Consider the following 25,978-nt stretch of genomic DNA (forward strand, 5'->3'; position numbering starts at 1 on the left):
TATCCCTATACACTTATCCTTGTGATATTTGAAGTGGGGCTTACAGACGGTTAGCACCGTATTAAATGGTCAGCAAGGAAGTTATCTCGACTAGTAGTAATCTTACGTGCAACTAGGCTATCGCACTGTGTTAAAAGCTTTGATATCCCAAATTTTCCTTATGACTAATATAGCAGAATGGATAGACGAACGTACAGTGGGGAAGTTAGACTATAATCAAGGTGTTAGCGGCTGTTAACCCAACATGTTGTTTGAAGCTTGAAGTGGGGGGATTTACAGACTTTTAGCACCGTGATAAAGGATTATTGTTATGATGAGTTCTCAATCAAAAGAGGTAAAGAAGCAAATAATTTTACTGTTATATTATTTTTACGCTTAAACACCATACAATATGCCTTTTCATTCCCTACTCTCAAGGAATAGGAAGCTATATTTACGACTTGTGTTTTTGGAAAAGAAAGTCTATCCAGAAAAAAGCACTAATAACAAAAGCTAAGGAAAACGACCGAAATTAACTAAAGATTTGTATACAATTTCGACAGACAACTTTCTGTTTAGGTATTAAATTTTTTATGCACCACTAGTGTTAAATCGCCTCTTCTTGTTGCTATTATATTTAAAAAATAATGTTTGATTTGAAAAAAATCGGGAATAAATAAATTGAATACTTGATGCTCTGACCAAATTTTGCTCATTTGTAAGGATAGATGACAATATTGGAGGATTTATAAAGTTATTCCAATTGAATGGAGCTCAAGTTAATAAAAGGAGATTTATAAAGTTTAATCAAGCTATAAGCGATTTGCGGAATATTGCAAGTCCCTTTATCATATTTAATGTACTATTTGTGCAAATAAATGATTGCCAAATAAGAAAGGAGTAAATTGTGATTAATAACGTACAGAACCAAGCTCCAACACTAGACGTTGTTTTTTCTAAACCAACAAAAAATGATGGAGCATCTATGTGGGAATTAGTTTCGAAATCAACATTAGACACAAATTCTCCCTACAAATACCTTTTAATGAGTGAGTATTTTAGTGATACTAGTGTCGTAGCAAAAGAAAATAACCAAGTGGTTGGCTTTATTACCGCATTTATCCCTCCAAAAAAACCAGATGCTGTATTTGTTTGGCAAGTCGGTGTTGATGCATCACAACGAGGTAAGGGTATTGCATCGAGAATGTTGCATTACTTATTAACAAGTGAGGCATGCCAGAACATCAAGTTTGTCGAAGCAACTATTACACCAGATAACAAGGCATCGCAATCTCTATTCCAGAAACTAGCTCGTGACTTCAATACGGAAATTACTTCAAGCGAGTTTTTTACCAAGGATGTTTTCCCTGGTGATGAACACGAAGAAGAATTAAAGTTTGTCGTCGGGCCTATTAACAAATAATATTGTCGTAATATTTCGTATTTTCAAAATTAGAAAGTGCGGAAATATTCGATATATAAAACAATTTAGGAGGAACTTAAAAGATGAGTAAAAATCTTGATATTATCAATCATCATGAATCTGTAGTTCGTAGTTATGTTCGTAACTTCCCCACCGTATTTACAAAGGCGAAGAAGCACAAAATGTGGGACGAGGATGGAAATGAATATTTAGATTTCTTCTCTGGTGCAGGTGCTCTTAACTATGGACACAATGATGATCATATGAAAGAAAAACTAATTGAATACATCTCAAGTGACGGAATTACACACTCTTTAGATATGGCATCAACAGCAAAAGCTGATTTTTTACAGAAGTTTGATGACGTTATCTTAAAACCACGTGATCTTGATTATAAAGTGATGTTCCCTGGACCAACCGGAACAAACACAGTAGAAAGTGCCTTGAAATTAGCACGTAAAGTAACAGGTCGTACTGATATTATCAGCTTTACAGGTGGATTCCATGGTATGACTATTGGGGCATTATCTGTAACTGGTAACTCTATGAAACGTCAAGGTGCTGGTATTCCACTACAAAATACTGTAACAATGGCTTATGACAACTATGTTGATCATGATACGGTCGTTTATCTAGAAAGATTCCTCGAAGATAGCGGTAGTGGGGTTGCGATTCCAGCTGCAATGATCGTGGAAACAGTTCAAGGTGAAGGTGGTATTAATGCTGCTCGCTTTGATTGGTTAAAACAAATTGAAGAAATTTGCCGTCGTTGGGGTATTTTATTAATCATTGATGATGTGCAGGCTGGTATCGGTCGTACCGGTTCATTCTTCAGTTTCGAAGCCGCTGGTATTAAACCAGATATTATCTGCTTATCTAAATCATTAAGTGGTTATGGTTTACCACTTGCCGTAACATTGATCAAGCCCGAGTTAGATATTTGGAAGCCGGGTGAACATAACGGTACATTCCGTGGTAATAACCATGCATTCGTAACAGCAACAGCAGCGCTTGACTATTGGAAAGATGAATCATTTGAAAAAGAAATCCACGAAAAATCTGAAATTATCTACAACTTCCTTGATAAAATCGTGAAGGATTATCCTGAAATTAAAGGTGAAGTTCGTGGTCGAGGATTTATGGTAGGTATTGCTTCAGAAGTTGAAGGACTTTCTGAGAAAATAACAGCTCGTTGTTTTGAATTAGGATTAATTATGGAAACAGCGGGACCAAATGATGAAGTATTCAAGCTGTTCCCACCATTAAATATACCAAAAGATGAGCTACAAAAAGGGCTCGATATTATTGAACAAAGTGTAAAAGATCTTGTTAAAGATCCCGTTACTAACTAAGTAAAAAACGCGGCTTATCGCCAATTCTTTGGTGAAAGCCTCCGTTTTCGATATTCGATGAAATCTAAATAAAACAGACAATACAGGAGGCAATTTAATATGAAAGTAGTAAAACTAGAAGACGTACTAGGAACTGAATTTGATGTTGATGGAGGTAACTGGGTTAGCCGTCGTTTGATTATGAAAAAAGACGGAATGGGCTACTCTGTTAACGATACAATTATTAAAGCTGGTACAGAAACTCATATTTGGTACCAAAACCACCTTGAATCTGTATACTGCATTGAAGGTGAAGGCGAAGTTGTCACATTAAGTGATAATAAAGTATGGCCAATTACTAAAGATACCCTATATGCACTTGATGAAAATGATGAACACCTACTTCGCGCAAAAACAGATATGCGCATGGTTTGTGTATTCAACCCGCCTTTATCTGGTAAAGAAGTACATGACGAAAATGGCGTATATCCAGTAGACGAAGATTAATTTTAAAAAAGCTTAGTGCGCCCGTGCAACACGGGTGGGTTTTAACTACTTAGGAAATCTATCCCATTTTCTAAGAGTCCTTAAGAAAGACATTCCTATATTTCTTATCCAAAAGCTCCCTTTTCCTTGGGGAGCTTTTACTTTTTTGTATATACTATTGGTGAGGTGTTTGAAATGGGCAAAAAAGAAATAGACGAATATTTACAAGAAGGTATTTACGGTGCAAAGGAAATTAATCCAGATGAAAAAAGAAAATATTTGGGCACTTTTCGAGAGAGAGTTTTATTAGCTTTATCTAAATCACAGGTTCGTGGAGAAAAGGGGCTAGCCGAAATGGAAGAAATGATTCACCAATTTTCTAATACGACGATATTGATGAATGGTAATATGAGTTTACGTTTCTTTAAATCGTACCGTGAGCTTGCTAATAAGCACGATGTTTCTTATACTTATGTATCTAATCGTGAAGTTGAAAGTGATTACGGACTTATATTGGCAGCAAAGACTGCTGTAGACATGGAAGATATTTTGTTAGCTAATGAGGAACAAAAGGAGCAATCTTCAGAGAAGAAGTCTTGGTGGAAAAGGTTGCTAGGCCTATAATATTGTAAAAGTGAATACTAAGGAAGCACACCGGAATATACTTGTTTCCCGTTGGCACCCAAAGGACTCACCTACATTCCAGTTGCTTCCAAAAATATTCATTTTAATTCTTCTTTTTTTCAAACTGACTTCACGCATGAGTATTGGTTGTTTCTAGTACTTTTACGAAGCGTTTCATCCCTTCTTCAATGAGCGCCGGTTCTGAGTTAGTGAAATTCAGCCTGAGTGTGTTTTGTTCTGGATTCGACACATAGAATGGTGCTCCAGGTACAAATGCTACTCCTTCTTTCACGGCTTCGTTTAACAAGTCTGTTGTGTTAATTTGTTTCGGTAGCTTCACCCAGAAGAACATGCCTCCCTTAGGAACTATATACTCCAAACCTTCTATGTCAACTGTCTCTAATAACCGCTTCATCACTAGCATTCGTTCATAATATGTTTTTCTGATGGTTTGAATGTGTCCATCGATATCAAAATCTTGTAATAAGTGTACTAATGCATGCTGACCAATAGAATTAGTATGAAGATCTGTTGCCTGCTTAGCTTGTGCCATAATACGAATAATTTGGTGCGGACCAACGATCCAACCAATACGAACAGCAGGCACCACTGTTTTGGAAAAGGTGCTTGTGTATAAAACAAGTCCATTATCGTCTAATGATGCAATCGAAGGTGGTGCTTCATTTTCATCAAATTGTAATTCTCCATAAGGATCATCTTCAAAAATAACAACATGATATTTATTTGCCAGTTCCAGCAGTTTTTCTCTTCTTTCTAACGACCATACTTTTCCGGTTGGATTTGAATAGGTTGGTACTACATAAATACATTTTGGTTTGTGTCGTACAATTTTCTCTTCTAAATCAGCTAAAATCATGCCATCATCATCAGAATCAACTGCCACTACCTTTGATTCATATGATTCAAACACTTGTAATGCTGCTAAATATGTTGGATTTTCTGTTAAGATAACATCATCCTTATTGAACATTACTCGTGAGAATAGATCAATCGCCTGCTGACTGCCTGAAGTAATCAAAATATTATCAGCTGAGCGGTGTAACCCTTTTTGTTTCATACGTTCAGCTAATAATTCTCGTAGCTGAGGTACTCCTTCTGTTTCACCGTACTGCAGTGCTTTTTTATTCGTCGTAATTGCTTTATGGAAAGCACTGTCAACAGCATCTACAGGAAATAAGTCTTCTTCCGGTAATCCACCGGCAAAAGAGATAATATTACCTTGATTGATTATTTTTAAAATATCACGCACTGCAGATGATTTCATATATTTTACCCGTTCTGAAAAACCATATTTCATTAGTGATCCCTTCTTTCTATACGTATAAGGAGATTTCATTTTAATTCAAAAGTGTGCATCGACGCAATTACTTTACGCAGCTATACCGTCGAAGAAAATCCACGAGAAGTTACGCCACATTTTATGTTTTTTGAGCACTATTTTAAACTACTTTTACTTTTTAGAAAGGACAGCTACTCTCCATCCGAAGTAACTGTCCTTACTTTAACCTAATATTGCTCGGTCATTCTCCATTTGTTTTCCGCGGATTTTCTGGAATTCATGTAGTAATTTTTCAATGGTAAGTTGTTGTTTTTCTTTTCCAGAAACTTCTAAGATGATTTGTCCATTATCCATCATAATCAGACGATTACCTAAGTCTAAAGCCTGTTGCATATTATGTGTAACCATTAGAGTTGTTAGACCGAATTGGTCTACCACATCACCGGTAAGCTTCGTAATTAACTCAGCACGTGAAGGGTCTAATGCCGCAGTATGTTCATCTAACAATAGAATATTAGGCTCTGTAAAAGTTGCCATTAATAAAGAAAGTGCCTGACGCTCCCCACCCGAAAGCAGACCAACCTTTGCATTCAGTCTGTTTTCTAGTCCTAAATGAAGCGTTTCTAAATGCTCTTTAAATAACGTCTTCCGTTTTTTACTGACACCTATCTTTAAGGTACGCTTTTTATTTCTGGCATATGCCATCGCAAGGTTTTCTTCAATCGTCATTGTCGGCGCTGTTCCTGCCATTGGATCCTGGAAAACCCTCCCTATAAACTGGGATCGTTTATATTCTGGCAACAACGTTACATTTTTATTATTAATCTCCACCGTTCCAATATCTGGCTTTAATGAACCGGAAATCATGTTCATTAATGTTGATTTTCCCGCACCATTACTACCTATAACTGTTACAAAGTCACCTTTTTTCATATCAAGGTTTATTCCTTGTAATGCTTTCTTTTCATCTAATGTACCTTCATTAAAGGTAATCTCAACATCCTTCATACTAAGCATTGTTAGCCTCCTCCCGTTTGGCCAGCATTGCCCGCTTTTTCTTTTTTAAGGTCATTTCCTTTCGTGATGAAATAACCTTCGGCGCGATTAACGCAATGATAACGAGGGTAGCCGTAATTAATTTTGTATCACCTGTCTTTAAGAATTCAACTTCAAGTGCCAATGTAAGCACAATACGGTAGATAATAGCACCGCAAACCACTGCTAACGTTGTTCTAGCAATATTTTTTGTACCGAATAATGCTTCACCAATAATAACAGAAGCAAGTCCAATGACAATCATTCCAATTCCCACACTAATGTCGGTAAAACCTTCATTTTGTGCAACAAAAGCCCCGGCGATTGCTACCAATCCATTTGATAATCCTAACCCAATAATTTTTAAATTATCTGTATTTGCAGAAAGACTGCGAATCATTTTTTCATTATCACCTGTAGCTCGTAAAGCTAAACCAACTTCAGTTTTTAAGAAATAATCAGTTAATAGTTTAATAGCTAAAGTAATAATAATCATAATGATTAATACCGCCCATGTTCCTGGAACCCGCTCTGCTCCCATGGCTTGCAATAGTCCATTTAATGCTGAATCAATTCCTAATGATCCCCAAAAACCTTCTATTTGATTAAATATAGTTGGTTCATTCAATAATGCTATATTCGGCTTTCCCATAATACGTAGGTTGATCGAGTAAAGTGCGATCATCATGAGAATACCTGATAATAATGGGTTAATCTTTCCTTTCGTATTCAAGATTCCTGTAAATACGCCGGCAATAAAACCTGCAATAAGGGCATAAAAAGTTGCTAAAACAGGAGGCACACCATTCACAATTGAAATCGCTGCAACAGCCCCTCCAGTAACAAAACTACCATCTACAGTTAAATCAGGGAAATCTAAAATACGAAATGAAAGATAAACTCCCAATGCCATCAGCGCATATATAACACCCGATTCTAGTGCGCTGAAAATTGAAATTAACATGCTACTCTTCCTTTCTATAATACGTGCTGTGATTTTAATCGTTTGTGAGAAAACCTCGACATCCACTCTCAGATAAATGTCGAGGTTCCTAATGAATTAATCTGTTGTGTTTGGTTCCACTATTTCAGCATCAGTTTCCCAATCTGTATTCCATTCAATACCTTGTGCTTCCGCTGCTTTTTTATTTAAGTAGAATTTAACAACTGGAGGATATTCTGCTGGAATCTCCGAAACATCTTTTTCACCAGTTAATATATCTACTGCCATTTCACCAGTGCGATATCCAATATCATAATATTCAATACCGAATGATGCAAAACCTCCTCGTTTAACAGAGTCAGGTTCTCCAACAAATAGAGGAATATCTTGTTCTTCTGCTACTTTAATAACCGATTCTAATGCTGAAACAACGGTATTATCAGTGACAATATAAAAGACATCTGCATCTCCAATTAATGATGAGGCTGCCTGCTGTACCTTACCTGAATTATCAACTGTTGCCTCTTCTATAGATAAACTTGTACCTTCTACCGCTTCTTTTACATAATCAATTTGGATAACAGAGTTTGGTTCACCGGCATTATAAATAAGTCCGACAGTGGATCCTTCAAAATTTTCATCTATAAAATCTACTGTTTTCCGAATCGCATCCGGGTGCAAATCGGTTACCCCAGTAATATTACCACCTGGATTTTCCATTGATTCAATCAATTCTGTATCCACGGCATCTGTTACTGATGTAAATAGAATTGGAATATCACTTGTTGCATTTACTGCCGTCTGAGCACTTGGAGTAGAATTCGCAAAAATAAGGTCTACATTATCCGCTACAAAACTATCTGCAATGGAATTTGCATTTGCTGCTTCACCATTTGCTGTCTGAAAATTATATTCTGCTTTTAAACCAGCATCTTCAATCGCTGCTTGAAACCCTTCATATGCAGCATCTAATGATGGATGCTCTACAATTTGTGTTGCTCCTATCTGATATACTTTACCGTCAGAAGCTGCATCTTCTTCTGTTTCTTCTCCAGCCTCTTCCGAATTTTCCCCCGTATCTTCTGCGTCTGATCCACCATTGGTGTTACCTGTATCATCACTTGCACCACATGCTGCCAAGACAAGTACACTGAAGAAAGAGATAATTAATAATAATAGCAATTTTTTCTTCATGATCCCCTATTCCCCCATTTTCTTTGAATTTGAAATTTTCAAACTTTTAAGATACATTATAGCACAAGTTAAACATCTTCGGTATAGCTTATTTGTGATTTCTCTATTGCTGAATAGGGTTTGCGATTATGAAGAACAAACTTTCCTGATTCCTTTCTTTTTATCCTTCATCATGCTTATGATAGACACTTTTTTCTGTCCTTCATCAAATAAGAAAAACTGGGCAAAACCCAGCCAACCTTCTAACTATATGCTAAGTAAATCTTTGGAGATTGCTGTTAGTAGCCATTTTGGAATATATCTCCGTTTGACCACCACTCCGGCTGCCCACTCCCCTTTCCGTGGTGTTTGCCCTTCAGCTAACTTTTTCGAGCAAAAACTGCTCAAAAAAGTGGATCTTCAGGGCAAACGAGTCCCACAGGAGTTGAAGTGGGCGCCTTCGTTTAATGCCTGAGCTACAACATTTGTCAGACCTAGCAACTTGGGTGATTATCCCTGTGAAAGTGCAAAAACATGGCATTTGCATCACTCATATGGTTATAAAACCAATATACTTTTTCTGATATTTGTTGTAGAAAAAGGTATAGCGGAGGCCGACCGTTTCGACTCCTAAGGGAATAGCATGATCTGAAGATCCACTTTTGCAGGAGCGAACTCCTCCTGCAAAAGTTAGCTGAAGAGCATGCCCCTTGGAAAGCGAAACGGTCAGCCACAGCGGGTGGCTTGCACACATTAACTTTCATCATAAACAACATCACTAGTCAACTATATCTTTATTTAACTCATTTCAAACGGGAATAGGATACCAAAATACTGTGATACCAATGGTTATATACTTTCCTGCTTATTAAAAAACGCGCCTCATCCAAAGATGAAACGCGTGTAGAAATCATTATTCTTATTGATCCGTACGATTGATAAAGTCTGTTACGGCACCTTGTGATGAGCAGGATACGTTGTGTGCATATTTTCCTAGCACACCACGTTTGTATAACTCTGGTGCTTTCCAGTTTGCACGACGTTTTTCTAATTCTTCATCAGAAACATCCATCGAGATTTCTCTTTGTTCAGAATCGATTGTTACCATATCTCCTTCTTCTAAGAAAGCAATTGGTCCACCTGTTTGCGCTTCTGGAGCAATATGACCTACTACAAGACCATGTGTACCACCAGAGAAACGACCATCCGTTAATAATGCTACTTTCTGACCTAGTCCTTTTCCAACTAGGATTGCAGAAATAGAAAGCATTTCTGGCATACCTGGTCCACCTTTTGGTCCTACATAACGAATAACAAGTACGTCACCTTCATTAATCTCGTTATTCATTACTGCTTTTGTTGCTTCGTCTTCATTATTAAATACACGAGCTGGTCCTGTATGACGTTTTACTTTTACGCCTGATACTTTTGCAACTGCACCACTAGGTGAAAGGTTACCTTTTAATACGATTAATGGTCCATCTTCACGATATGGGTTGCTTAATGGGTGAATGATCTCCTGATCATCTGATAGGACTGGTGCATCTGTATAATTTTCTGCAATAGTTTTACCAGTAACTGTTAAACAGTCTTCATGTAAGAAGCCATTTTCTAATAACAGACGCATTACAGCTGGAACCCCACCGATTTTATGTAAGTCTTCCATTACATATTTACCACTTGGCTTCAAGTCAGCTAAGTGAGGGACTTTTTTCTGAATACGATTAAAGTCATCAATGGTTAAATCTACTTCTGCTGCATTCGCAATTGCTAATAAGTGAAGAATTGCATTAGTAGATCCACCTAGTGCCATAACAGCAGTAATGGCATTTTCAAAAGCTTTTTTCGTTAAAATATCTTTAGGATAAATACCTTTCTCTAATAAGTGATACACAGCTTCTCCTGCTTTACGGCAATCATCCCATTTTTCAGGTGATTCTGCAGGATTAGATGAACTTCCAGGTAAACTCATACCAAGTGCTTCTACAGCCGTTGCCATTGTATTTGCAGTATACATACCACCGCAAGAACCTGCACCAGGACAAGCCTGACATTCGATGCCTCTTAATTCTTCATCATCAATATCGCCATTATTGTGTTTACCAACACCTTCAAAGACAGATACGATATCTAATTTTTCTCCATTACGGTAGCCTGGTGCAATCGTTCCACCATAAACAAAAACAGCTGGTACATCAGAACGAGCAATCGAAATTAAACAACCAGGGATATTCTTGTCACATCCACCAATTGCTACGTAACCATCCAGGTTCTCTGCTCCTACTACTGTTTCAATAGAATCCGCAATCACATCACGGCTTGGAAGAGAATAACGCATTCCCGAAGTACCCATTGAGATACCATCAGATACGGTAATGGTGTTAAATATAAGTGGAACACCACCAGCTTCTCGTGCTCCCTCTTTGGCACGAAGCGCTAGCTCATCTAAATGTACATTACAAGGTGTAACCTCGCTCCATGTACTCGCTACACCGATCATTGGCTTTTTAAAATCTTCATCTGTTATCCCAACAGCACGTAACATCGCACGGTTTGGAGCACGTTTTGAATCATCAAACACATTACTTTTGATACGCAAGTCTTTCCCCATTCCAATATGCCTCCCCATTATATTCTTTCAATTTATAATTTTCTGTAAAATTAAGTTTGAGAAATGATCGCTCTACATCTCAATAATGATATAGTATCATATAATTAGAAAATACGGAATAATTCGGACTTTAAAATAGAGGAGAAAAAAATGAAAATTCGCACAATTTTAGTTTTTTTGCTTATTATTGTCATTGGTTACGTTATTTTTCAATATCAAAAATATAGCAGTCGACCGATGCCGACAGAGCTACATCCGATCGTGGAAGACAACAAAGAAGACTTGATAAAACAAGCCAATCAACTCGGAATTTCAATTGTAATTACCGACAGTTTTCGCTCTGCTGCAGAGCAAAATGCTATCTATCAAAAAGGACGGGAAACAGAAGGAACCATTGTAACTTATGCAAAAGCAGGGGAATCCTATCATAATTATGGACTTGCAATAGATTTTGCCCTTCAAACAAATGAAGGTAACGTTATTTGGGATTTAGAATATGACGGTAACCAAAACGGAGAAAGTGATTGGATGGAGGTAGTGGAGATTGCTAAAAATTTAGACTTTTCCTGGGGTGGTGATTTTACCCGATTCAAAGATTATCCACACCTACAAATGGACTTTGGTTTAAGTATCAGAGAATTAAAATGGGGGAAACGACCTGAAGGTGTGGTCGATTAACCCCTTTGCATTATCGATAAAGAACCGTACTATACAATTGTTCAGTAGCACGAGGTTCGATAAATAAGTGTGCTTTATTTACAGCCGTTATAGCTTCCGAATAACCCGATGCAATCAAATTTGTTTTACCCTCATACTGAACAATATCACCAGCAGCAAAAACCCCTGGTATATTAGTTGCCATATCACCTTTCACCGAAATTCGCCCTTTATTTGTAGCAACGTCCCAGTTATCAAGCGGAGTCGCCTGTAATTCAAGGCCGTGATAGGTAAGCATTTCGTCTGTTTCGACGGTGAAAGTTTTCTGCTCTGCCGTTCGGATCTTCACTGATTGTAAACAATTATCTTTAACATCGATATCGGTAATGTCGGCCTCAAAGTAAACTTGTACAGAGCTGTGCAATAGCTGCTCGAGATCCTCTTCTTTTACTTGGTGGAATTTCTGATCAGGGTTTACTATCGTGACAGATTTGGCGTTATCCTTTAAATACAACGCCCAGCCTACCCCTACCTTATTATTAGCAGTGATCACAACATTTTTATTGCTATATTTATCCCGGTTCATCAGGTTAGTAGCAACGTGCTTGCGGAAATCTGGGAAAGGTAAAGCATCCCAATTATCAGGTGTTTTTGTATGGAACGTACCAGATCCTGTGGCAAGCAAAACTGCTTTTGTAGCATGACTTTCACCATTACTCGTAGTTAAAACAAAATGATCCGATTTCTTCTCCATAGTTCCTACCCATCTATTGGCTAACATCACAGGTTGATGGCGGTTTGCTTGAGCAATCATTTGCTCTACTAAATCTTCACCCGAAATATCAGGATACCCGCCGACATCATAGATTAATTTTTCTGGGAAAAATTGCATCACTTTTCCGCCAAATTGGGATTGAGACTCTATCAATTTAACTTTCATATTACGCATCGTCGCATAATACGTTGCAAAAAGGCCTGTTGTTCCACCACCAATAATAGTGATATCAAACAATTCGTAATCCCCCATGTATACACACCTCTATCTTTTATGTAATCGGTCAGTTGCTTGTAATGCCTGTAAGCTTTCTGCACCGACACCAAACATGACCATTTGCAATTCTAATTCTCGAATCTGCATCCATTCTATCACATTTTCAGCAGAATCAATCGCTTCTTTTAAAATAGATCTGGCGAAACCTGCATAATCAGCACCTAATGCAATCGCCTTTGCAGCATGATGGCCATTACGGATACCACCGCTAGCGATGATCTTTTGTTCAGGTGTCATGTTGGCAACCTCTTCTAAACAAGAGGCGGTGGTATTACCCCAGCTCGCGAACGCTTCTGCCGCCTCTCTTTTCAGCCTTTCTTGTGAACGCAATTTCTCTACTTGACTCCATGACGTACCTCCAGCTCCTGCAACATCGATAAAGGCGGCGCCAACATCGGTTAATTGCTTCGCCGTTCTGCCATCGATACCAAACCCGACTTCCTTGATCCCTACCGGAACCGATAACGATTGAACCAGCTTCTCAATCTTTGGTAACAGATTACTAAAATCCGTATCGCCACCAGCCTGTATCACTTCTTGAATCGTATTTAAATGTAAGACCAATGCATTAGCATCTGTCCACTCTAAAATTTGTTTGACTTGATCGACTGTCACCCCATAATTCAATTGTACAGCTCCGATATTTGCAATAATAGGTGTGTTGGGTGCATAATCTCTTACTTGAAACGATTTCCGGAATTTTTCACTTTCTAACATCACACGAGTAGAGCCTAAAGCAAAAATCCACCCCTGTTGTTCCGCTGCGATCGCCAAGTTTCGGTTTATCATCTCGGCCATTTCGGCACCACCTGTCATCGAACTAATCAAAAACGGTGTTGGCAGTGATTGACCAAAAAATGTCGAGGATATATCGATTGTTTCATAGTCGATATCAGGTAAAGCGTTATGTTGAAAATGAAATTGATCAAAACCATTTGTAATACCTTCACCTAACGCCTCGTTTTTTAAACTTAATTCTATATGCTCACTTTTCCGTTTATGGATCTTATCTGTCATAAGATTACTCCTTTTTTGGCAATAATAAATCATTTACTCATAGTATACATAATTCCATGTAAAATCTCTCGTCAACCCTCTTTTACCTTTAGTATGATATGATTAATGATAAAACTATGCATAATGCGAATAAAAACGGAGGCCAAAACATGAAACAAAAACTAATTGATCGACTAAGTAAATATGTACAAATCGATACACAATCTGATGAAAATAACCCAAACTGCCCGTCAACGGATGGGCAATGGGATCTGGCTCATTTGTTAGTAGAAGAATTAAAGAAAATTGGCATGAAGGATGTAACTGTTGATGACAATGCCTATGTGATGGCGACTCTTCCGAGTAACGTTGATAAAGAAGTACCAGTAATCGGATTTCTTGCCCACGTGGATACAGCGACAGACTTTACCGGTAAAGGAGTTCAACCACAAGTAGTTGAACAATATAATGGGAAAGATATTCTAATAAATAAAGAGAAAAACATCATCCTCTCACCAAATGAATACCCTGCATTAGAAAACTATCATGATCACACACTTATAACAACAGACGGTACAACCTTGCTTGGTGCCGACAACAAAGCGGGCATTGCAGAAATTATGACAGCATTGGAACACCTAATTGAAAACCCGGAGATTCCCCACGGAACGATTAGAATCGCCTTTACACCGGACGAAGAAATCGGACGTGGTCCTCATAAATTTGATGTAGACCGATTTGGTGCCCAATTTGCCTATACGATTGATGGTGGACCATTAGGTGAACTACAATACGAAAGCTTTAATGCAGCAGCGGCAAAAATTACGGTAAAAGGTAATAACGTTCACCCAGGTACAGCAAAAGGAAAAATGATTCATGCAACAAAAATAGCGATGGAAATCCAAACACAATTGCCTGCTGAACAAGCGCCAGAATACACAGAAGAATATCAAGGTTTTTACCATCTGCTTTCATTAGAGGGTGATGTAGAAGAAGCAAAACTGTATTATATTATCAGGGATCATGACCGAAATAAATTTAATAAGAAAAAGCAATCGATCACTTCCGTTGTGGAGGGATTACAAAATAAGTTTGGAGAAGACCGTATCCAGTTAGAAATGAAGGATCAATACTATAACATGGCTGAAAAAATCGAACCTGTTAAATATATTGTAGATATTGCAGCGGAGGCAATGAAAGATGTCGATGTAGAACCTTTAATCCAACCAATCCGTGGCGGAACGGATGGTTCACAGCTTTCCTTCATGGGATTACCAACGCCGAATATATTTACCGGTGGTGAGAACTTCCATGGCAAATATGAATTTATTTCTGTCAATAACATGGTCAAAGCTACAGAAACTATTGTCAAAATTGCAGAACGGTTCACAAAACAATGCTAATGATGGCATTGTTTTTTTTGTGTAAAGTTTAGTCTTTATACGTTGACACCCTGCTTGATATTTAATACAATAGCCTTCGTGACTGATAAGTCATTATTGTGACCAAATAGTCAGAAGGTGATCAATTGGATACTAAAAAGCAAATCATGAACACAGCTTTACAACTGTTTTCTGATAATGGATTTAATGAAACATCTGTCCAACAAATAGCAGAGCAAACAGGGATCTCTAAAGGTGGGTTCTATAATTATTTCTCTTCCAAACGGGATTTAATGCTAGAAATGATTGATGAACATCATAGCAAAATCATGAATAATGCCCATAAAATAAATGAAACTTATCATGATTTAGCTACGTATATACAACACGAGCTGGAAGCATGGATAGACCACCAGCCCTTTTTTAATGTTTTGTTTAATGAGTTTCAACCTAAAAAAGACCCACAAATCAATAAAAAAATGGATGAATTACATGTTACCCTTCAACAACAGCACAGAGAAATGTTTTATCATTGCTATGGCGAGGAAATTAAACCTTATTTAGCTGATATGATTGTAATATTAGAAGGTATGCTGAAAGAATATTTGTTATATATGGTCATCCACCAAACCCAATTTAATGCCAAACAATTGAGCATTTGGGTAAGTCATCACATCGATACCATCGCAAATAATCTCGGTGGACTTAAGCCTTTATTACAGGACACGGAAACTGAGACATATAAAAGTGTACTAACTGAAATAAAGAATGCCATTCGGCAAAAAGCTCTGATCAATCAAGGCAAACTATTAAAAGTATTAGAGCAGATTGAACAGGAAATAGAAAATGAAAATACATATTCTATCACTGTTGAAGTGAATCTCCACTACTTAAAAAAGGAAGAAACAATTCTGACAGATGTTTTAAGACTAGAGCGTTTGTGCAAACAAGGGGGAAATTAAATGAATCAAGAAGTAAATCCGACAGAAGTAAAAAGAATACCAATTGTCGCAGTAATGCTAGTAGGTGCCTTTGTCGGGATATTAAATGAAACACTTTTAGCAACTGCATTGCCAAGTATTATGAATGATTTTGGCATTGACGAAAACCAAGTACAATGGTTAACCACTGCCTTTTTACTAACAAATGGTGTGATGGTACCAATATCCGCCTTTTTAATTGAACGATTTTCAACCAGACAATTATTTATCACCGCCTTAAGTATCTTTGCTTTAGGGACCTTTATTGCATCGATTTCTCATACATTCGAATTATTATTGATAGCGAGGATAATTCAAGCAGCTGGTTCCGGTATCATGCTTCCATTAATGATGACTGTCATGTTAAAAATATTCCCTGAAGAGAAACGTGGGGCAGCAATGGGAATGGCCGGGATTGTTATTTCCTTTGCACCTGCAATTGGACCAACTCTTTCTGGTTGGTTATTAGAGTTTTTCTCTTGGAGAGGACTATTTTACGTCGTATTACCGATCGTCATTATTGCCATTATCATAGCCATTATTTTTGTCAAAAATGTAACAGAACAAACCTATCCTAAAGTTGATTTTCTTTCCATTTTGTTATCTTCATTCGGTTTTGGTGGTTTGTTGTACGGATTTAGTAGTATCAGTGGCGGACATGGTGGAGAAGAAGCTACAGCTCAAATAAATGGACAAGCAATAGCCATTATCATTGCTGGGGCAATTATCCTTACCATATTTATCATCCGTCAAATGAAATTAAAACGTCCAATGCTCGAATTTCGAGTATTCAAATATCCAATTTTCTCGTTATCATTAATCATTACAATGATCGTGCTTATGGCTTTGATTGGTGCTGAAACGATGTTGCCATTATACATGCAAAACACAAGAGGTTTTACCGCTTTGGAATCCGGATTAATGCTATTTCCTGGTGCAGTAGTGATGGGGATTATGTCACCTGTTACCGGAATGTTGTTTGATAAATTTGGTGCGAAATGGTTAGCAGCAATCGGAATGGCCATCGTAACAGTTACTACATTCCTATTTACAAGCTTGGAAATGGATACAGCATACAGTTTCCTTGTTGTTATTTATGCAGTTCGAATGTTAGGACTTTCTTTAGTAATGATGCCAGTAATGACTGCAGGCTTAAACCAATTACCACCAGAATGGCATCCACACGGAACGGCAATGGCAAATACAATGCAGCAAGTATCTGCTTCAATCGGAACAGCGATTCTTATCACCGTCATGACTACTGCTGCTACTAATTATCAGCCAGATCAAGCAGCACTAAAAGGTTTAACAGAAGCAGAGGCTATGAACCAAATCGCCAGTAATGCTGCCATTAGTGGCTATAATAATGCTTTCTGGATAGCAACCATACTATCAATTGTCGGTCTCTGTTTATCATTTTTCTTAAAAACTAAATCACAAACAGAACAAGCAAATAAAAATGCTTAGAAATATGGAGGATGATATTGATTCATCCTCCTATTATTTTACAAATGTTTTCAAAAATATATTTCATATATCCTAAATCATGTTAAAATAGGCAATGTATGATTGAAATTAGGGAGGAATAACTTTATGGATGGAAATATAACGAAACCATTAGGATTTGGTGAGATTTTAGATCAAACTTTTCGCATTATCAAGTCAAACTTTAAGTCTTTATTTATGATTACTTTCTTTGTAATGGTGCCAATATACGCTCTTCAAGCCCTGATATTTAGCTTAACGGGTCGTGATCTTATTGTAAGTGGTGATTCGGGACAGACCCTTATTGACCAACTGCTTTCGGGTGCTGAATCTGTAACTAACACAACTATTCAAGAGGACCTAATTGCCACTTTAGTCAATTTATTAACCATGTTTGCTATGCCTATTCTCGCCGGTGCGATTACTTGGGCAGTTAAACATGCTCGAGAAGGAAAAGATTTGAGCGCCAAAGGAATGATCAAAAAAACACTACCAAGGTACTGGCCACTTCTTGGAAGCACACTGCTTTTTGCTCTTATTACATTTGCTTTACTAGTACCTTGTTTTATAGTTATTGCATTAACTAGTGTATCGTTCATGTTTACAAATCCTATTATCAGCATTGTCATCATGATTCTTTTCTTTTTAGGAGTATTTATCGGGTTAGGATTACTTTTAACGAGATGGAGTTTATACTTACCTTCAGTTCTTTTTGAAAATGTCGCACCAGGATTAACAAAGAGCTGGCGCTTAACAAAAAAACAAACATGGAAATTTTTCGGATTATTTATTATCCTGTTCATCATCACTGGCATTATTAGCAGCGTATTACAACTTCCGCTTATCTTTTTAGGAAATAGTGTATTGTTTCAATTATTAACCAATATCATTTCATTAATTACATCTATTGTATTTACGGTTGGATATGCCGTCATGTTTTTTGACTCTTCCGTTAGACAAGAAGGAACCGACTTAAAAGAAATGATTAAAGAATATGAAGTGACAGAAGAATCATAAAGGAGCTTAGCGATGTCATCTTTTCGAAAGGAACGAGAACAATTAAATGACATTTTAAATAAGGAAGAATACCAAGTCTATTATGACGACAATCGCAGCTTTTTAGAAAGAATATGGGATAAGGTATCAGACTGGATTGGTGACATACTCCAAAAATTGTTTGATTCCTTTGAACCCGCCTCCACAGCTGGCAATCTCATTATTGTCCTCATCGTGCTGCTTGTTTCAGCCGTATTTCTATTTGGGATTATCACTTTAGTGATGTTCACAGTTAGAAAAAGACGATTATCGAAACAACAACTATTTACTATACGTGAAGAATTAAATTGGCGTTATAACGATCATTTGCAGGCTTCCAAAGAATATGAATCACAAGCAAATTATCAGCTAGCTACCAGACATCAGTTTCTGGCATTGTTGTTAATATTAGATGAGAATCGTTTATTACAAGCAAAACAGTGGAAAACGAATTGGGATTATTATGATGAACTAAAGCAAAGTAATAAACCGCTAGCAGTAGACTTTTACAACCTCGCTCTATTTTTTGAAAAAGTTACATATGGTGAACAAACTATCGCAGAAGACGATTATCGAAAATATAAGGAGCAAGTAAATAGATGGATCGATTCTACTATGCAGCAGTTAGATACGAAAGAAATAGGTGAACGATAATGTTTGGTAAAAAAACATGGATAATTGGAATCATATTTTTTCTTTTGCTTATCGCGGTCAGTATATTCTCTACAAGTAATACACCGGAGCAGTATCCTCCATACCTTGCCGAATCACCGTCACCTACAGGGTTAAAGGCTATTTATACATATTTAGAACAAAATGATTATGAGGTTTCAAATGAGAAAACATTACCTTCCAAAACAGAAGATACGTTAAGAATTTTAGTTAATCCTCCAGTATTTACTGATAGTAATGTGGAGAATCACTATCTCGATTATGTACGAGAAGGCAATACGATCGTACTTGCAAAAGAAAATCCTGATGGACTGTTTAACATTCAAACAGAATATAAGATGACGGAAACGTTAAACAGTGAACCGCAAACAACAGAAATAAATTATCAAGGAGAAACACTTGAAGTTCTGCAAAACAGCTTCGTACGCTTAGCAGTAACCGATTCAGATACTGTACTGTTAAAAGATAATGCTGGTCCATTGGCAATAAAAAGAAAAATAGGTGAAGGTTATCTCATAGTACTTTTAGAACCAGCCTGGCTTACAAACGAACAAATCAACAAATATGACCATACACCTGTTGTTTTTAACCTTATTCCCTTTGATGAGACGGAAAAAGTCATTTTTGATGAGTTTAGTAAAGTAACATCGGGCGGTCTGGTATCTCATTTTGAATTGTATCCTGGCTGGGCATATGTATTACTGCTTCAAGGAATTATCATTTCTATTTTTATTTTGTGGCATCAAGGTAAACGGTTTGGCCCCATTTATCCAGTACGTGAGGAAACGGTGAGATTAAGTAATGAACGACTAAAAGCAATCGCCATTTGGCAAGTGAAAGGGAAAAATTATCAGGCATCGATCGAGTACCAGCTCGATTATTTAAAAGAAGCCATCCGTGAACGATATGGGATACCATACCATAAAAGCTGGAAGGAAAGACTGGCAGTATTAGAGGATACATTAGATACTATTACGGCTAAAGAATTACAATTCATTGCTCAAGGCATTGAAACCATTTCGAGTGGAAATTCGTTAAATAAACAAGAGTATCTTTCCTGGTCTGCAAAAATAGATAAAATAAGAGATGAGGTGGAGTAAGGATGACTCAGGCGATTACATCTTTATTAGAAAACTATGAACAACGTATTCTTGGTCAACAAAAAAACTTACGATTGTTACTGACTGCTGCTTTAGCTGGTGGTCATGTATTAATAGAAGGGGTACCAGGAACTGGAAAAACTCAGATGGTAAAGACATTAGCTCAACTATTAGATAGTGACTTTAAACGTGTTCAATTCACTCCGGATTTATTACCTAGTGATATCACCGGAAATGCTATATACAATATGAAAGAACACGATTTTCAAACATTAAAAGGGCCGGTTTTTACTAATGTTCTGTTGGCGGATGAAATAAACCGTACACCTGCTAAAACACAAGCAGCACTGTTGGAAGCAATGGAAGAAAAACAAGTTACCATTCAGGGAGAAACATATCGATTACCGAATTTCTTTTTCGTTGCTGCAACACAAAACCCTATTGAATTTGAAGGGACCTACCCGTTACCGGAAGCTCAACAAGACCGGTTTTTCTTTAAACTTAAAGTCGACTTTCCTACGTTGGAGGAGGAAACATCTGTATTACAAATGGTTATACAGGAACAAACAAATCCAGGAGAGATATCAGCGATTTTCTCCAATGATTCACTACTAGATATTCAAAAAAACGTTCAGGAAGTTAATATTAGTAATGAAATAGCTGATTACATAATGAAAATTGTTCGTAAATCTCGTGAATTAGAACATATTCAATATGGAGCAAGTACTCGTGCTGCAATTGCAATAGCAAAAACCGCTCAAGCTTGGGCATACCTTGATGGTCGTGACTATATTACACCTGATGATGTCAAAACGGTAACAATTCCAAGCTTGCGTCATCGTATTCAATTATCTCCATATGCAGAATTGGAGGGATCTGATATCGATGAAACGATTCAAGAGCTTGTGGGATCGGTTGCTGTTCCGCGATAAAGGGATTGTCCCCACAAATAAATTAATAATCTATTACGCTCTGTTTCTCTTAGCTATGTTCCTTCTGGCATTCTGGCAATTTTCGTGGTTGTTCCTTGGAATAGCTACTCTATTGATGTTAAGTCTATTAATCATAGATGCCTTCTTATTACCGAAAAAGGGAGACTTTCAGGTAGAACGTTCTATAGCTGATGAAATGGAGCGCTATGACAAACAACATGTGAGCATTCGTATTCAAAATCGGACAAATGACACGTTTTCGGTCCGACTGAAGGATGGTATACCAGCATCATTTCAAACTATTTTCCCCTTTAATCAGCAGGTTCCAAGTGGGAAAACTGTTGATATTATCTATGAAGTATTTCCACAAACAAGAGGTAAATATCTGATAGATAAGGTATATCTTCGTTTCAAGACAAAAATAGGGCTCTGGGAAAAACAATTCACCTATGACTTACCTAACGAAGTAAAGGTAATTCCTAACCTTTCAGAGACAAAAAGATATTTAGAAAGTGCACAAAAATATTTATTACATGAAGGAATAAAAATCCGGAAAATGCGCAGTGGTGTCGGTGAATTTTCCAAAGTTAGAAGTTATGTAGTTGGTGACGATCCACGTAAAATAAATTGGCGTCAATCCGCTAAATTACAAGATATGATGACTAATGAATTCGAACCAGAACATGGAAAGAATGTAACGATCTTACTTGATTGCGGTCGCATGATGGGCGTCGAATTAGAGGAAGGAAACCGTTTGGAAAAATCTATAGAAGCAGCTATCACACTTGCTGCTGCCGCATTAAAAAATGGCGATCAAGTAGCTGTCATCGCTTTTTCTAAAGAAATTAAAGCAGTGGTTCCTAGTGGAAAAGGATTAGAACATTTAGATACGATCTTACAAATGATTTACGCTATTGAAGTTGATGCACAAGAATCTAACTATCCGCTTGCCTTACAGTATGCGCAATCCATCCAGCGAAAACGAAGTATGATGGTGCTTTTCAGTGATGTTCAAACATTTGCGAATGAAGATTATCAATTATTTTATATGAGAAAAGTAAGAAAAAAACACCTTTTTGTTTTACTGGGCATTAAAGACCGGCTGCTACAGGAACAAATAAGAATGAAACCCGACAGTACTTTATCAGCAATGGAAAAAAGTGTCGCACAAAAACAATATTTAGACCAAAAACAAGTGATCAATAAATGGGAAAAGCATGGATTACCAATGCTAGAAGCACCTGCTGAACGTTTAGCAGTTACCTCTGTTTCCCATTATATTGAAACACTAAACCGTGGACTGCTGTAATGCTCTTTTTTGTAATAGAAAATGGCCAATTATCATATATGCAATCAGACCAATGGCCGTCGTTATTGCTACTGCATACTTCATTTCTAGTGAAATATCAGCAGGTGTGATAAATCCTTCGATGGTACCGGCTATGACAAATAAAGGAATGGTCCCTATCAACAGCTGGACTGATCTTACTGTTTGCGTTTTTAGTCGGTACCCTCTCGAATGATTCCCGGGCACAAATAATTTATACCCCATTAAAAGCCCAGCACCACCTGCTATAAAAATAGCAATTAATTCAATCACTCCATGCGGGACTATATAAGCCCAAAACACGTAAGAATTGCCATAATTCCAAAAAAGGCCTGCAATAGCGCCAACAATAATACCATTATAAATCAATACATATACGGTCAGTAATCCGAACGTTATACCACCGGCAAACGCTAGAATAGCAACTCGAATATTATTGACCATAATTTCTGCTGACATAACAGGCGCATCTACTGCAGCTGGATCTTCGCCTAGTGATTCAGGTTCAAATGACTGTGCCATCTTTTCTGGTAGAATACCATATAAATGCGCTGGATTTTCAACTACAGCTACAAAACTTGCAATACCACCAAAACAAAATAAAAGCATGGCAATAACAATCGCCTTCCATTGTTCTAGTAATAAGCCTACAAATTTACCGGAAAAGAAATGATAGGCTTGTTTCCATGAAGAATGTTGAGATTGGTATAATACGTTATGTGCTTTTCCGACTAATTCATTTAAATAATTCGTCACATCCTCATTCGGAAAATAAGTTTGGCTGTATGATAACTGTCTAACAACTTTTTGATATGTATGTTGAAACTCCTCAAGTTTTTCACTGGTCTTTTTCTTTGGTAATTGGGTTATTAGCTTCTCAAGCCGTTCCCAATCTTGACGGTGCTGTTTAATGAATTGATTTAATTGCATATTATCACCTTTTTTACTAGCATTTTACTTTATTATAATGGAAAATGGTCTTAATGAACAGTATAGAAACATACTCTTCGTATGGAGAAAATGATAAGAAAGAGGTTTAACATGGAACAAGAACAGTTAAAGGTCAAAACACCCGAATATGTCTCTCTGCAATTTCAACTAGCTGGCCTAGGATCAAGATCAGCTGCACATATTATTGACTATACAATAATATTATTAACTCAGTTTTTAATAATAGTTCTATTATTTTTAGCGTTTAATAGTAGTTTAAATGATTTGTTTTTAGGACATCTCGAAAGCGGCATATTAGCTATTATCATTATCATGATTTTTTTACTGCAATTTGGCTACTTCATCTTCTTTGAATACTTCTGGGGAGGCCGTACAATTGGCAAGAGATTGTTAGGTATCCGAGTTATACAGGAAAATGGACATAATATTACATTCCTTTCCAGTATCATTCGAAACTTTGTAAGGTTAATAGATATGTTGCCAGGTCCATATGCTATTGGGATTATTATGATTTTTTTCCACTCTAAACATAAGCGGTTAGGCGATTTAACAGCAGGAACAATTGTTGTGCATGAAAGACGAAAAAAGACGCTTAAACAATCGCCACTTGAAAAATATATCGATCAACTTGGAATTCAAAAGGAAGATTTACAACTAGAAGCATACCATTTGAAACAATTTAATCAAAAGGATTGGCGACTTTTACAGACCTACGTGCACCGAATAACCGATATGGATATCCAAGAAAAAAGCGCTCTGACCATGCAAGTCAGCAAGATTCTCTTACCTAAAATTGAAGAACAAATCAAGGATAGTAAGAGAAGTAAGGAAGTATTGTTATTAATGCTTTATTTACAACTAAAAGATGAATGGGAATACGCTTAATGATAAAAAGGATAAAAGCCCATAAAGATGGGTTTTTATCCTTTTTCATTTCTTAGTTATTGTAATGGATCAGGGAACCTGGTACTAGGTCAATTCCTAGTACCATCCACACGATTAGCATTAATGTCCAAATGACGAAGGCTTTTTCTCAACCTTTGTTAAACCAGCTGCGTCTTCTTTACCTAAATCTTCCGGACCTAAAAACATTTCAGTTAAAACTCCTTTAACCAAAACAAAAAACCCCCTGAATAAAATCAGAAGGTTCTATTTTATCTAGTCCTACTTCCTTGACTAGTTGCTCATCTCATTTTTTTACCAGCAATTGCTGGTTGTACTTGTGAACTGGGTGTTTCTAAATTCATATCTACTTTTAGTTTTTTTCTACGGGACGTAACTTTTTCAATCGCAGATAAAACTAGAAAAGTAAGCAGAATAGTTAAAGAAACCATGTATAAAGAGGTAACCATAGCCAACTATCCCCTTTCCTAAAAAAATTTTCTCATTTATTAATGAATTCAAGTATATAGTACCATATATTTACGATTTGTAAACATATATTACGAAATTCTTTTAAATTCTTTTTCATTCTCCGCATTTTCCTCAATTGCTCTAAATTTGCAATCAATTCGTAATATATAGAAATGCGATTATATCACCATTTTTATAAATAAAGTGAATATTTATTCATGATAATTTAGAATTTTCTGATAATTCGTATCATATCAGTGCTATGATACGTATATACAAATAGACTAATTAAAAAGGAGTTGAATGGAAATGAACAATCATGAAATTGACTTTACATTATACGGGGATGATATGCAATTTGTAGAAGTGGAGTTAGATCCACAGGAGACGGTGATTGCTGAAGCAGGAAGTTTAATGATGATGGATAATGACATCTCAATGGAAACGATCTTTGGAGATGGTTCTTCTAATCAAGGCGGACTGGTCGGTAAATTACTTGGTGCTGGAAAACGAGTTATTACAGGTGAAAGTTTATTTATGACAACTTTCACAAATCAAGGTGTAGGAAAGAAACATGTCTCTTTTGCTTCTCCTTATCCAGGAAAAATCGTACCAATGGATCTAAGTGAACTAAACGGTAAAATTATATGCCAAAAAGATGCTTTCCTAGCTGCAGCTAAAGGAGTTGCAGTTGGTGTGGAATTCCAGCGAAAAATCGGGACTGGTTTCTTTGGTGGAGAAGGATTTATTATGCAAAAGTTAGAAGGAGATGGCATGGCATTTGTTCATGCCGGAGGTACCATCCACAAACGTGAATTACAGCCTGGGGAAAAATTACGTGTCGATACAGGATGTTTAGTTGCTATGACAGGTGATGTAGATTATAACATTGAATTTGTAGGTGGAATCAAAACAGCACTTTTTGGCGGTGAAGGGATTTTCTTTGCTACACTTTCAGGACCTGGAACTGTATGGGTACAATCATTGCCATTCAGTCGCCTTGCAAGCAAAGTATTTGCTGCACTACCTGAGAAAGGTGGAAATAAAGGCGAAGGTGGTATTGGCGGAGTTTTTGACTTATTTAATAAGTAATAAGAAAAGCTTAATGCGCCCGCTTAGAAATGTAGTGACTTCAGAGTCTACTGAGATAAA

24 protein-coding genes are annotated in these 25,978 nt (G+C 37.0%); 15 read left to right on the forward strand and 9 right to left on the reverse strand.

The window, feature by feature from the left end; all coding sequences use genetic code 11:
• Nucleotides 1–886 precede the first annotated feature (886 nt).
• The 4 genes from ectA (at nt 887) to ACTWP4_RS08790 (ending at nt 3,843) form a co-directional block, all read left to right on the forward strand.
• Nucleotides 887–1,402 carry a diaminobutyrate acetyltransferase gene (gene ectA, locus ACTWP4_RS08775; RefSeq protein ID WP_443128387.1) on the forward strand — a complete coding sequence of 172 codons (516 nt, stop codon included), beginning with the start codon at nt 887–889 and terminating at the stop codon, nt 1,400–1,402.
• An 83-nt stretch (nt 1,403–1,485) separates the two neighbouring features.
• Nucleotides 1,486–2,754 (forward strand): diaminobutyrate--2-oxoglutarate transaminase, encoded by a 1,269-nt coding sequence (gene ectB, locus ACTWP4_RS08780; protein WP_443128388.1) that lies wholly within the window; start codon nt 1,486–1,488, stop codon nt 2,752–2,754.
• Nucleotides 2,755–2,853: 99 nt separating this feature from the next.
• Nucleotides 2,854–3,240, forward strand: a complete 387-nt coding sequence (locus tag ACTWP4_RS08785; RefSeq protein WP_443128389.1) for an ectoine synthase — start codon at nt 2,854–2,856, stop codon at nt 3,238–3,240.
• Between the two features lie 174 nt (nt 3,241–3,414).
• Entirely contained in the window at nt 3,415–3,843 is a 429-nt protein-coding gene (locus ACTWP4_RS08790; RefSeq protein WP_443128390.1) for a YueI family protein, read from the forward strand.
• A gap of 130 nt (nt 3,844–3,973) precedes the next feature.
• Here ACTWP4_RS08790 and ACTWP4_RS08795 read toward each other — a convergent pair whose 3' ends face one another.
• From ACTWP4_RS08795 to ilvD, 5 genes are all read right to left on the reverse strand, one after another.
• Nucleotides 3,974–5,161: an aminotransferase-like domain-containing protein gene (locus ACTWP4_RS08795; protein WP_443128391.1), complete on the reverse strand. Its 1,188-nt coding sequence runs from the start codon at nt 5,159–5,161 to the stop codon at nt 3,974–3,976.
• 204 nt (nt 5,162–5,365) lie between these two features.
• Nucleotides 5,366–6,160 carry an ABC transporter ATP-binding protein gene (locus ACTWP4_RS08800; RefSeq protein ID WP_443128392.1) on the reverse strand — a complete coding sequence of 265 codons (795 nt, stop codon included), beginning with the start codon at nt 6,158–6,160 and terminating at the stop codon, nt 5,366–5,368.
• Nucleotides 6,153–7,142 carry an ABC transporter permease gene (locus ACTWP4_RS08805; protein ID WP_443128393.1) on the reverse strand — a complete coding sequence of 330 codons (990 nt, stop codon included), beginning with the start codon at nt 7,140–7,142 and terminating at the stop codon, nt 6,153–6,155. The genes ACTWP4_RS08800 and ACTWP4_RS08805 overlap by 8 nt, the downstream gene beginning before the upstream one ends.
• A gap of 96 nt (nt 7,143–7,238) precedes the next feature.
• Entirely contained in the window at nt 7,239–8,315 is a 1,077-nt protein-coding gene (locus tag ACTWP4_RS08810; protein WP_443128394.1) for an ABC transporter substrate-binding protein, read from the reverse strand.
• Between the two features lie 898 nt (nt 8,316–9,213).
• Nucleotides 9,214–10,905 (reverse strand): dihydroxy-acid dehydratase, encoded by a 1,692-nt coding sequence (gene ilvD, locus ACTWP4_RS08815; RefSeq protein ID WP_443128395.1) that lies wholly within the window; start codon nt 10,903–10,905, stop codon nt 9,214–9,216.
• A 150-nt stretch (nt 10,906–11,055) separates the two neighbouring features.
• On the opposite strand from ilvD, the gene ACTWP4_RS08820 reads away from it, so the two are divergent.
• Complete coding sequence (locus tag ACTWP4_RS08820) at nt 11,056–11,583, forward strand: M15 family metallopeptidase (RefSeq protein ID WP_443128396.1); 528 nt, start codon at nt 11,056–11,058, stop codon at nt 11,581–11,583.
• 10 nt (nt 11,584–11,593) lie between these two features.
• Here ACTWP4_RS08820 and ACTWP4_RS08825 read toward each other — a convergent pair whose 3' ends face one another.
• Both ACTWP4_RS08825 and fni read right to left on the reverse strand, forming a co-directional pair.
• Complete coding sequence (locus ACTWP4_RS08825) at nt 11,594–12,589, reverse strand: NAD(P)/FAD-dependent oxidoreductase (RefSeq protein ID WP_443128397.1); 996 nt, start codon at nt 12,587–12,589, stop codon at nt 11,594–11,596.
• A 12-nt stretch (nt 12,590–12,601) separates the two neighbouring features.
• On the reverse strand, nt 12,602–13,630 hold the full coding sequence (gene fni, locus ACTWP4_RS08830) for a type 2 isopentenyl-diphosphate Delta-isomerase (RefSeq protein WP_443128398.1): 1,029 nt from the start codon (nt 13,628–13,630) through the stop codon (nt 12,602–12,604).
• A gap of 149 nt (nt 13,631–13,779) precedes the next feature.
• Between fni and pepT the strand changes: the two genes are divergently transcribed.
• From pepT to ACTWP4_RS08870, 8 genes are all read left to right on the forward strand, one after another.
• Nucleotides 13,780–15,012 carry a peptidase T gene (pepT, locus tag ACTWP4_RS08835; RefSeq protein WP_443128399.1) on the forward strand — a complete coding sequence of 411 codons (1,233 nt, stop codon included), beginning with the start codon at nt 13,780–13,782 and terminating at the stop codon, nt 15,010–15,012.
• Nucleotides 15,013–15,137: 125 nt separating this feature from the next.
• Entirely contained in the window at nt 15,138–15,953 is an 816-nt protein-coding gene (locus ACTWP4_RS08840) for a TetR/AcrR family transcriptional regulator (RefSeq protein ID WP_443128400.1), read from the forward strand.
• The gene (locus tag ACTWP4_RS08845; protein ID WP_443128401.1) at nt 15,954–17,438 is read left to right on the forward strand and encodes an MDR family MFS transporter; all 1,485 of its coding nucleotides are present in this window, start codon (nt 15,954–15,956) and stop codon (nt 17,436–17,438) included.
• A gap of 126 nt (nt 17,439–17,564) precedes the next feature.
• Nucleotides 17,565–18,473, forward strand: coding sequence for a hypothetical protein (locus ACTWP4_RS08850; RefSeq protein ID WP_443128402.1), 909 nt, complete (start codon nt 17,565–17,567; stop codon nt 18,471–18,473).
• 12 nt (nt 18,474–18,485) lie between these two features.
• Nucleotides 18,486–19,145, forward strand: coding sequence for a DUF4129 domain-containing protein (locus tag ACTWP4_RS08855; protein WP_443128403.1), 660 nt, complete (start codon nt 18,486–18,488; stop codon nt 19,143–19,145).
• Entirely contained in the window at nt 19,145–20,263 is a 1,119-nt protein-coding gene (locus tag ACTWP4_RS08860) for a DUF4350 domain-containing protein (RefSeq protein WP_443128404.1), read from the forward strand. Before ACTWP4_RS08855 ends, ACTWP4_RS08860 begins: the two co-directional genes overlap by 1 nt.
• A gap of 2 nt (nt 20,264–20,265) precedes the next feature.
• Entirely contained in the window at nt 20,266–21,195 is a 930-nt protein-coding gene (locus ACTWP4_RS08865; RefSeq protein WP_443128405.1) for an AAA family ATPase, read from the forward strand.
• A complete protein-coding gene (locus tag ACTWP4_RS08870; protein WP_443128406.1) occupies nt 21,149–22,504 on the forward strand; it encodes a DUF58 domain-containing protein in 1,356 nt (451 codons plus the stop codon). The genes ACTWP4_RS08865 and ACTWP4_RS08870 overlap by 47 nt, the downstream gene beginning before the upstream one ends.
• Here ACTWP4_RS08870 and ACTWP4_RS08875 read toward each other — a convergent pair.
• Nucleotides 22,484–23,452: a stage II sporulation protein M gene (locus ACTWP4_RS08875; RefSeq protein ID WP_443128407.1), complete on the reverse strand. Its 969-nt coding sequence runs from the start codon at nt 23,450–23,452 to the stop codon at nt 22,484–22,486. The two genes, ACTWP4_RS08870 and ACTWP4_RS08875, sit on opposite strands and share 21 nt — an antisense overlap.
• Nucleotides 23,453–23,563: 111 nt before the next feature.
• On the opposite strand from ACTWP4_RS08875, the gene ACTWP4_RS08880 reads away from it, so the two are divergent.
• Nucleotides 23,564–24,358: an RDD family protein gene (locus ACTWP4_RS08880; protein ID WP_443128408.1), complete on the forward strand. Its 795-nt coding sequence runs from the start codon at nt 23,564–23,566 to the stop codon at nt 24,356–24,358.
• 299 nt (nt 24,359–24,657) lie between these two features.
• Here ACTWP4_RS08880 and ACTWP4_RS08885 read toward each other — a convergent pair whose 3' ends face one another.
• A complete protein-coding gene (locus ACTWP4_RS08885; protein WP_443128409.1) occupies nt 24,658–24,825 on the reverse strand; it encodes a hypothetical protein in 168 nt (55 codons plus the stop codon).
• Nucleotides 24,826–25,135: 310 nt separating this feature from the next.
• Between ACTWP4_RS08885 and ACTWP4_RS08890 the strand changes: the two genes are divergently transcribed.
• The gene (locus tag ACTWP4_RS08890) at nt 25,136–25,918 is read left to right on the forward strand and encodes a TIGR00266 family protein (protein ID WP_443128410.1); all 783 of its coding nucleotides are present in this window, start codon (nt 25,136–25,138) and stop codon (nt 25,916–25,918) included.
• The last annotated feature ends 60 nt before the right edge of the window (nt 25,919–25,978 follow it).

Source organism: Gracilibacillus sp. D59 (genome assembly GCF_052246695.1).
Classification (GTDB): Bacteria; Bacillota; Bacilli; order Bacillales; family Amphibacillaceae; genus Gracilibacillus.

Coding starts and splice junctions, on each gene's coding strand:
- ACTWP4_RS08870 (WP_443128406.1), top strand. CDS start 21,149: ATGAAACGATTCAAGAGCTTGTGGGATCGGTTGCTGTTCCGCGATAAA.
- ACTWP4_RS08865 (WP_443128405.1), top strand. CDS start 20,266: ATGACTCAGGCGATTACATCTTTATTAGAAAACTATGAACAACGTATT.
- ACTWP4_RS08845 (WP_443128401.1), top strand. CDS start 15,954: ATGAATCAAGAAGTAAATCCGACAGAAGTAAAAAGAATACCAATTGTC.
- ACTWP4_RS08790 (WP_443128390.1), top strand. CDS start 3,415: ATGGGCAAAAAAGAAATAGACGAATATTTACAAGAAGGTATTTACGGT.
- pepT (WP_443128399.1), top strand. CDS start 13,780: ATGAAACAAAAACTAATTGATCGACTAAGTAAATATGTACAAATCGAT.
- ACTWP4_RS08890 (WP_443128410.1), top strand. CDS start 25,136: ATGAACAATCATGAAATTGACTTTACATTATACGGGGATGATATGCAA.
- ACTWP4_RS08875 (WP_443128407.1), bottom strand. CDS start 23,452: ATGCAATTAAATCAATTCATTAAACAGCACCGTCAAGATTGGGAACGG.
- ACTWP4_RS08810 (WP_443128394.1), bottom strand. CDS start 8,315: ATGAAGAAAAAATTGCTATTATTATTAATTATCTCTTTCTTCAGTGTA.
- ACTWP4_RS08885 (WP_443128409.1), bottom strand. CDS start 24,825: ATGGTTACCTCTTTATACATGGTTTCTTTAACTATTCTGCTTACTTTT.
- ACTWP4_RS08785 (WP_443128389.1), top strand. CDS start 2,854: ATGAAAGTAGTAAAACTAGAAGACGTACTAGGAACTGAATTTGATGTT.
- ACTWP4_RS08795 (WP_443128391.1), bottom strand. CDS start 5,161: ATGAAATATGGTTTTTCAGAACGGGTAAAATATATGAAATCATCTGCA.
- ACTWP4_RS08860 (WP_443128404.1), top strand. CDS start 19,145: ATGTTTGGTAAAAAAACATGGATAATTGGAATCATATTTTTTCTTTTG.
- ilvD (WP_443128395.1), bottom strand. CDS start 10,905: ATGGGGAAAGACTTGCGTATCAAAAGTAATGTGTTTGATGATTCAAAA.
- ACTWP4_RS08855 (WP_443128403.1), top strand. CDS start 18,486: ATGTCATCTTTTCGAAAGGAACGAGAACAATTAAATGACATTTTAAAT.
- ACTWP4_RS08820 (WP_443128396.1), top strand. CDS start 11,056: ATGAAAATTCGCACAATTTTAGTTTTTTTGCTTATTATTGTCATTGGT.
- ACTWP4_RS08805 (WP_443128393.1), bottom strand. CDS start 7,142: ATGTTAATTTCAATTTTCAGCGCACTAGAATCGGGTGTTATATATGCG.
- ACTWP4_RS08880 (WP_443128408.1), top strand. CDS start 23,564: ATGGAACAAGAACAGTTAAAGGTCAAAACACCCGAATATGTCTCTCTG.
- ACTWP4_RS08800 (WP_443128392.1), bottom strand. CDS start 6,160: ATGCTTAGTATGAAGGATGTTGAGATTACCTTTAATGAAGGTACATTA.
- fni (WP_443128398.1), bottom strand. CDS start 13,630: ATGACAGATAAGATCCATAAACGGAAAAGTGAGCATATAGAATTAAGT.
- ectB (WP_443128388.1), top strand. CDS start 1,486: ATGAGTAAAAATCTTGATATTATCAATCATCATGAATCTGTAGTTCGT.
- ACTWP4_RS08825 (WP_443128397.1), bottom strand. CDS start 12,589: ATGGGGGATTACGAATTGTTTGATATCACTATTATTGGTGGTGGAACA.
- ACTWP4_RS08850 (WP_443128402.1), top strand. CDS start 17,565: ATGGATGGAAATATAACGAAACCATTAGGATTTGGTGAGATTTTAGAT.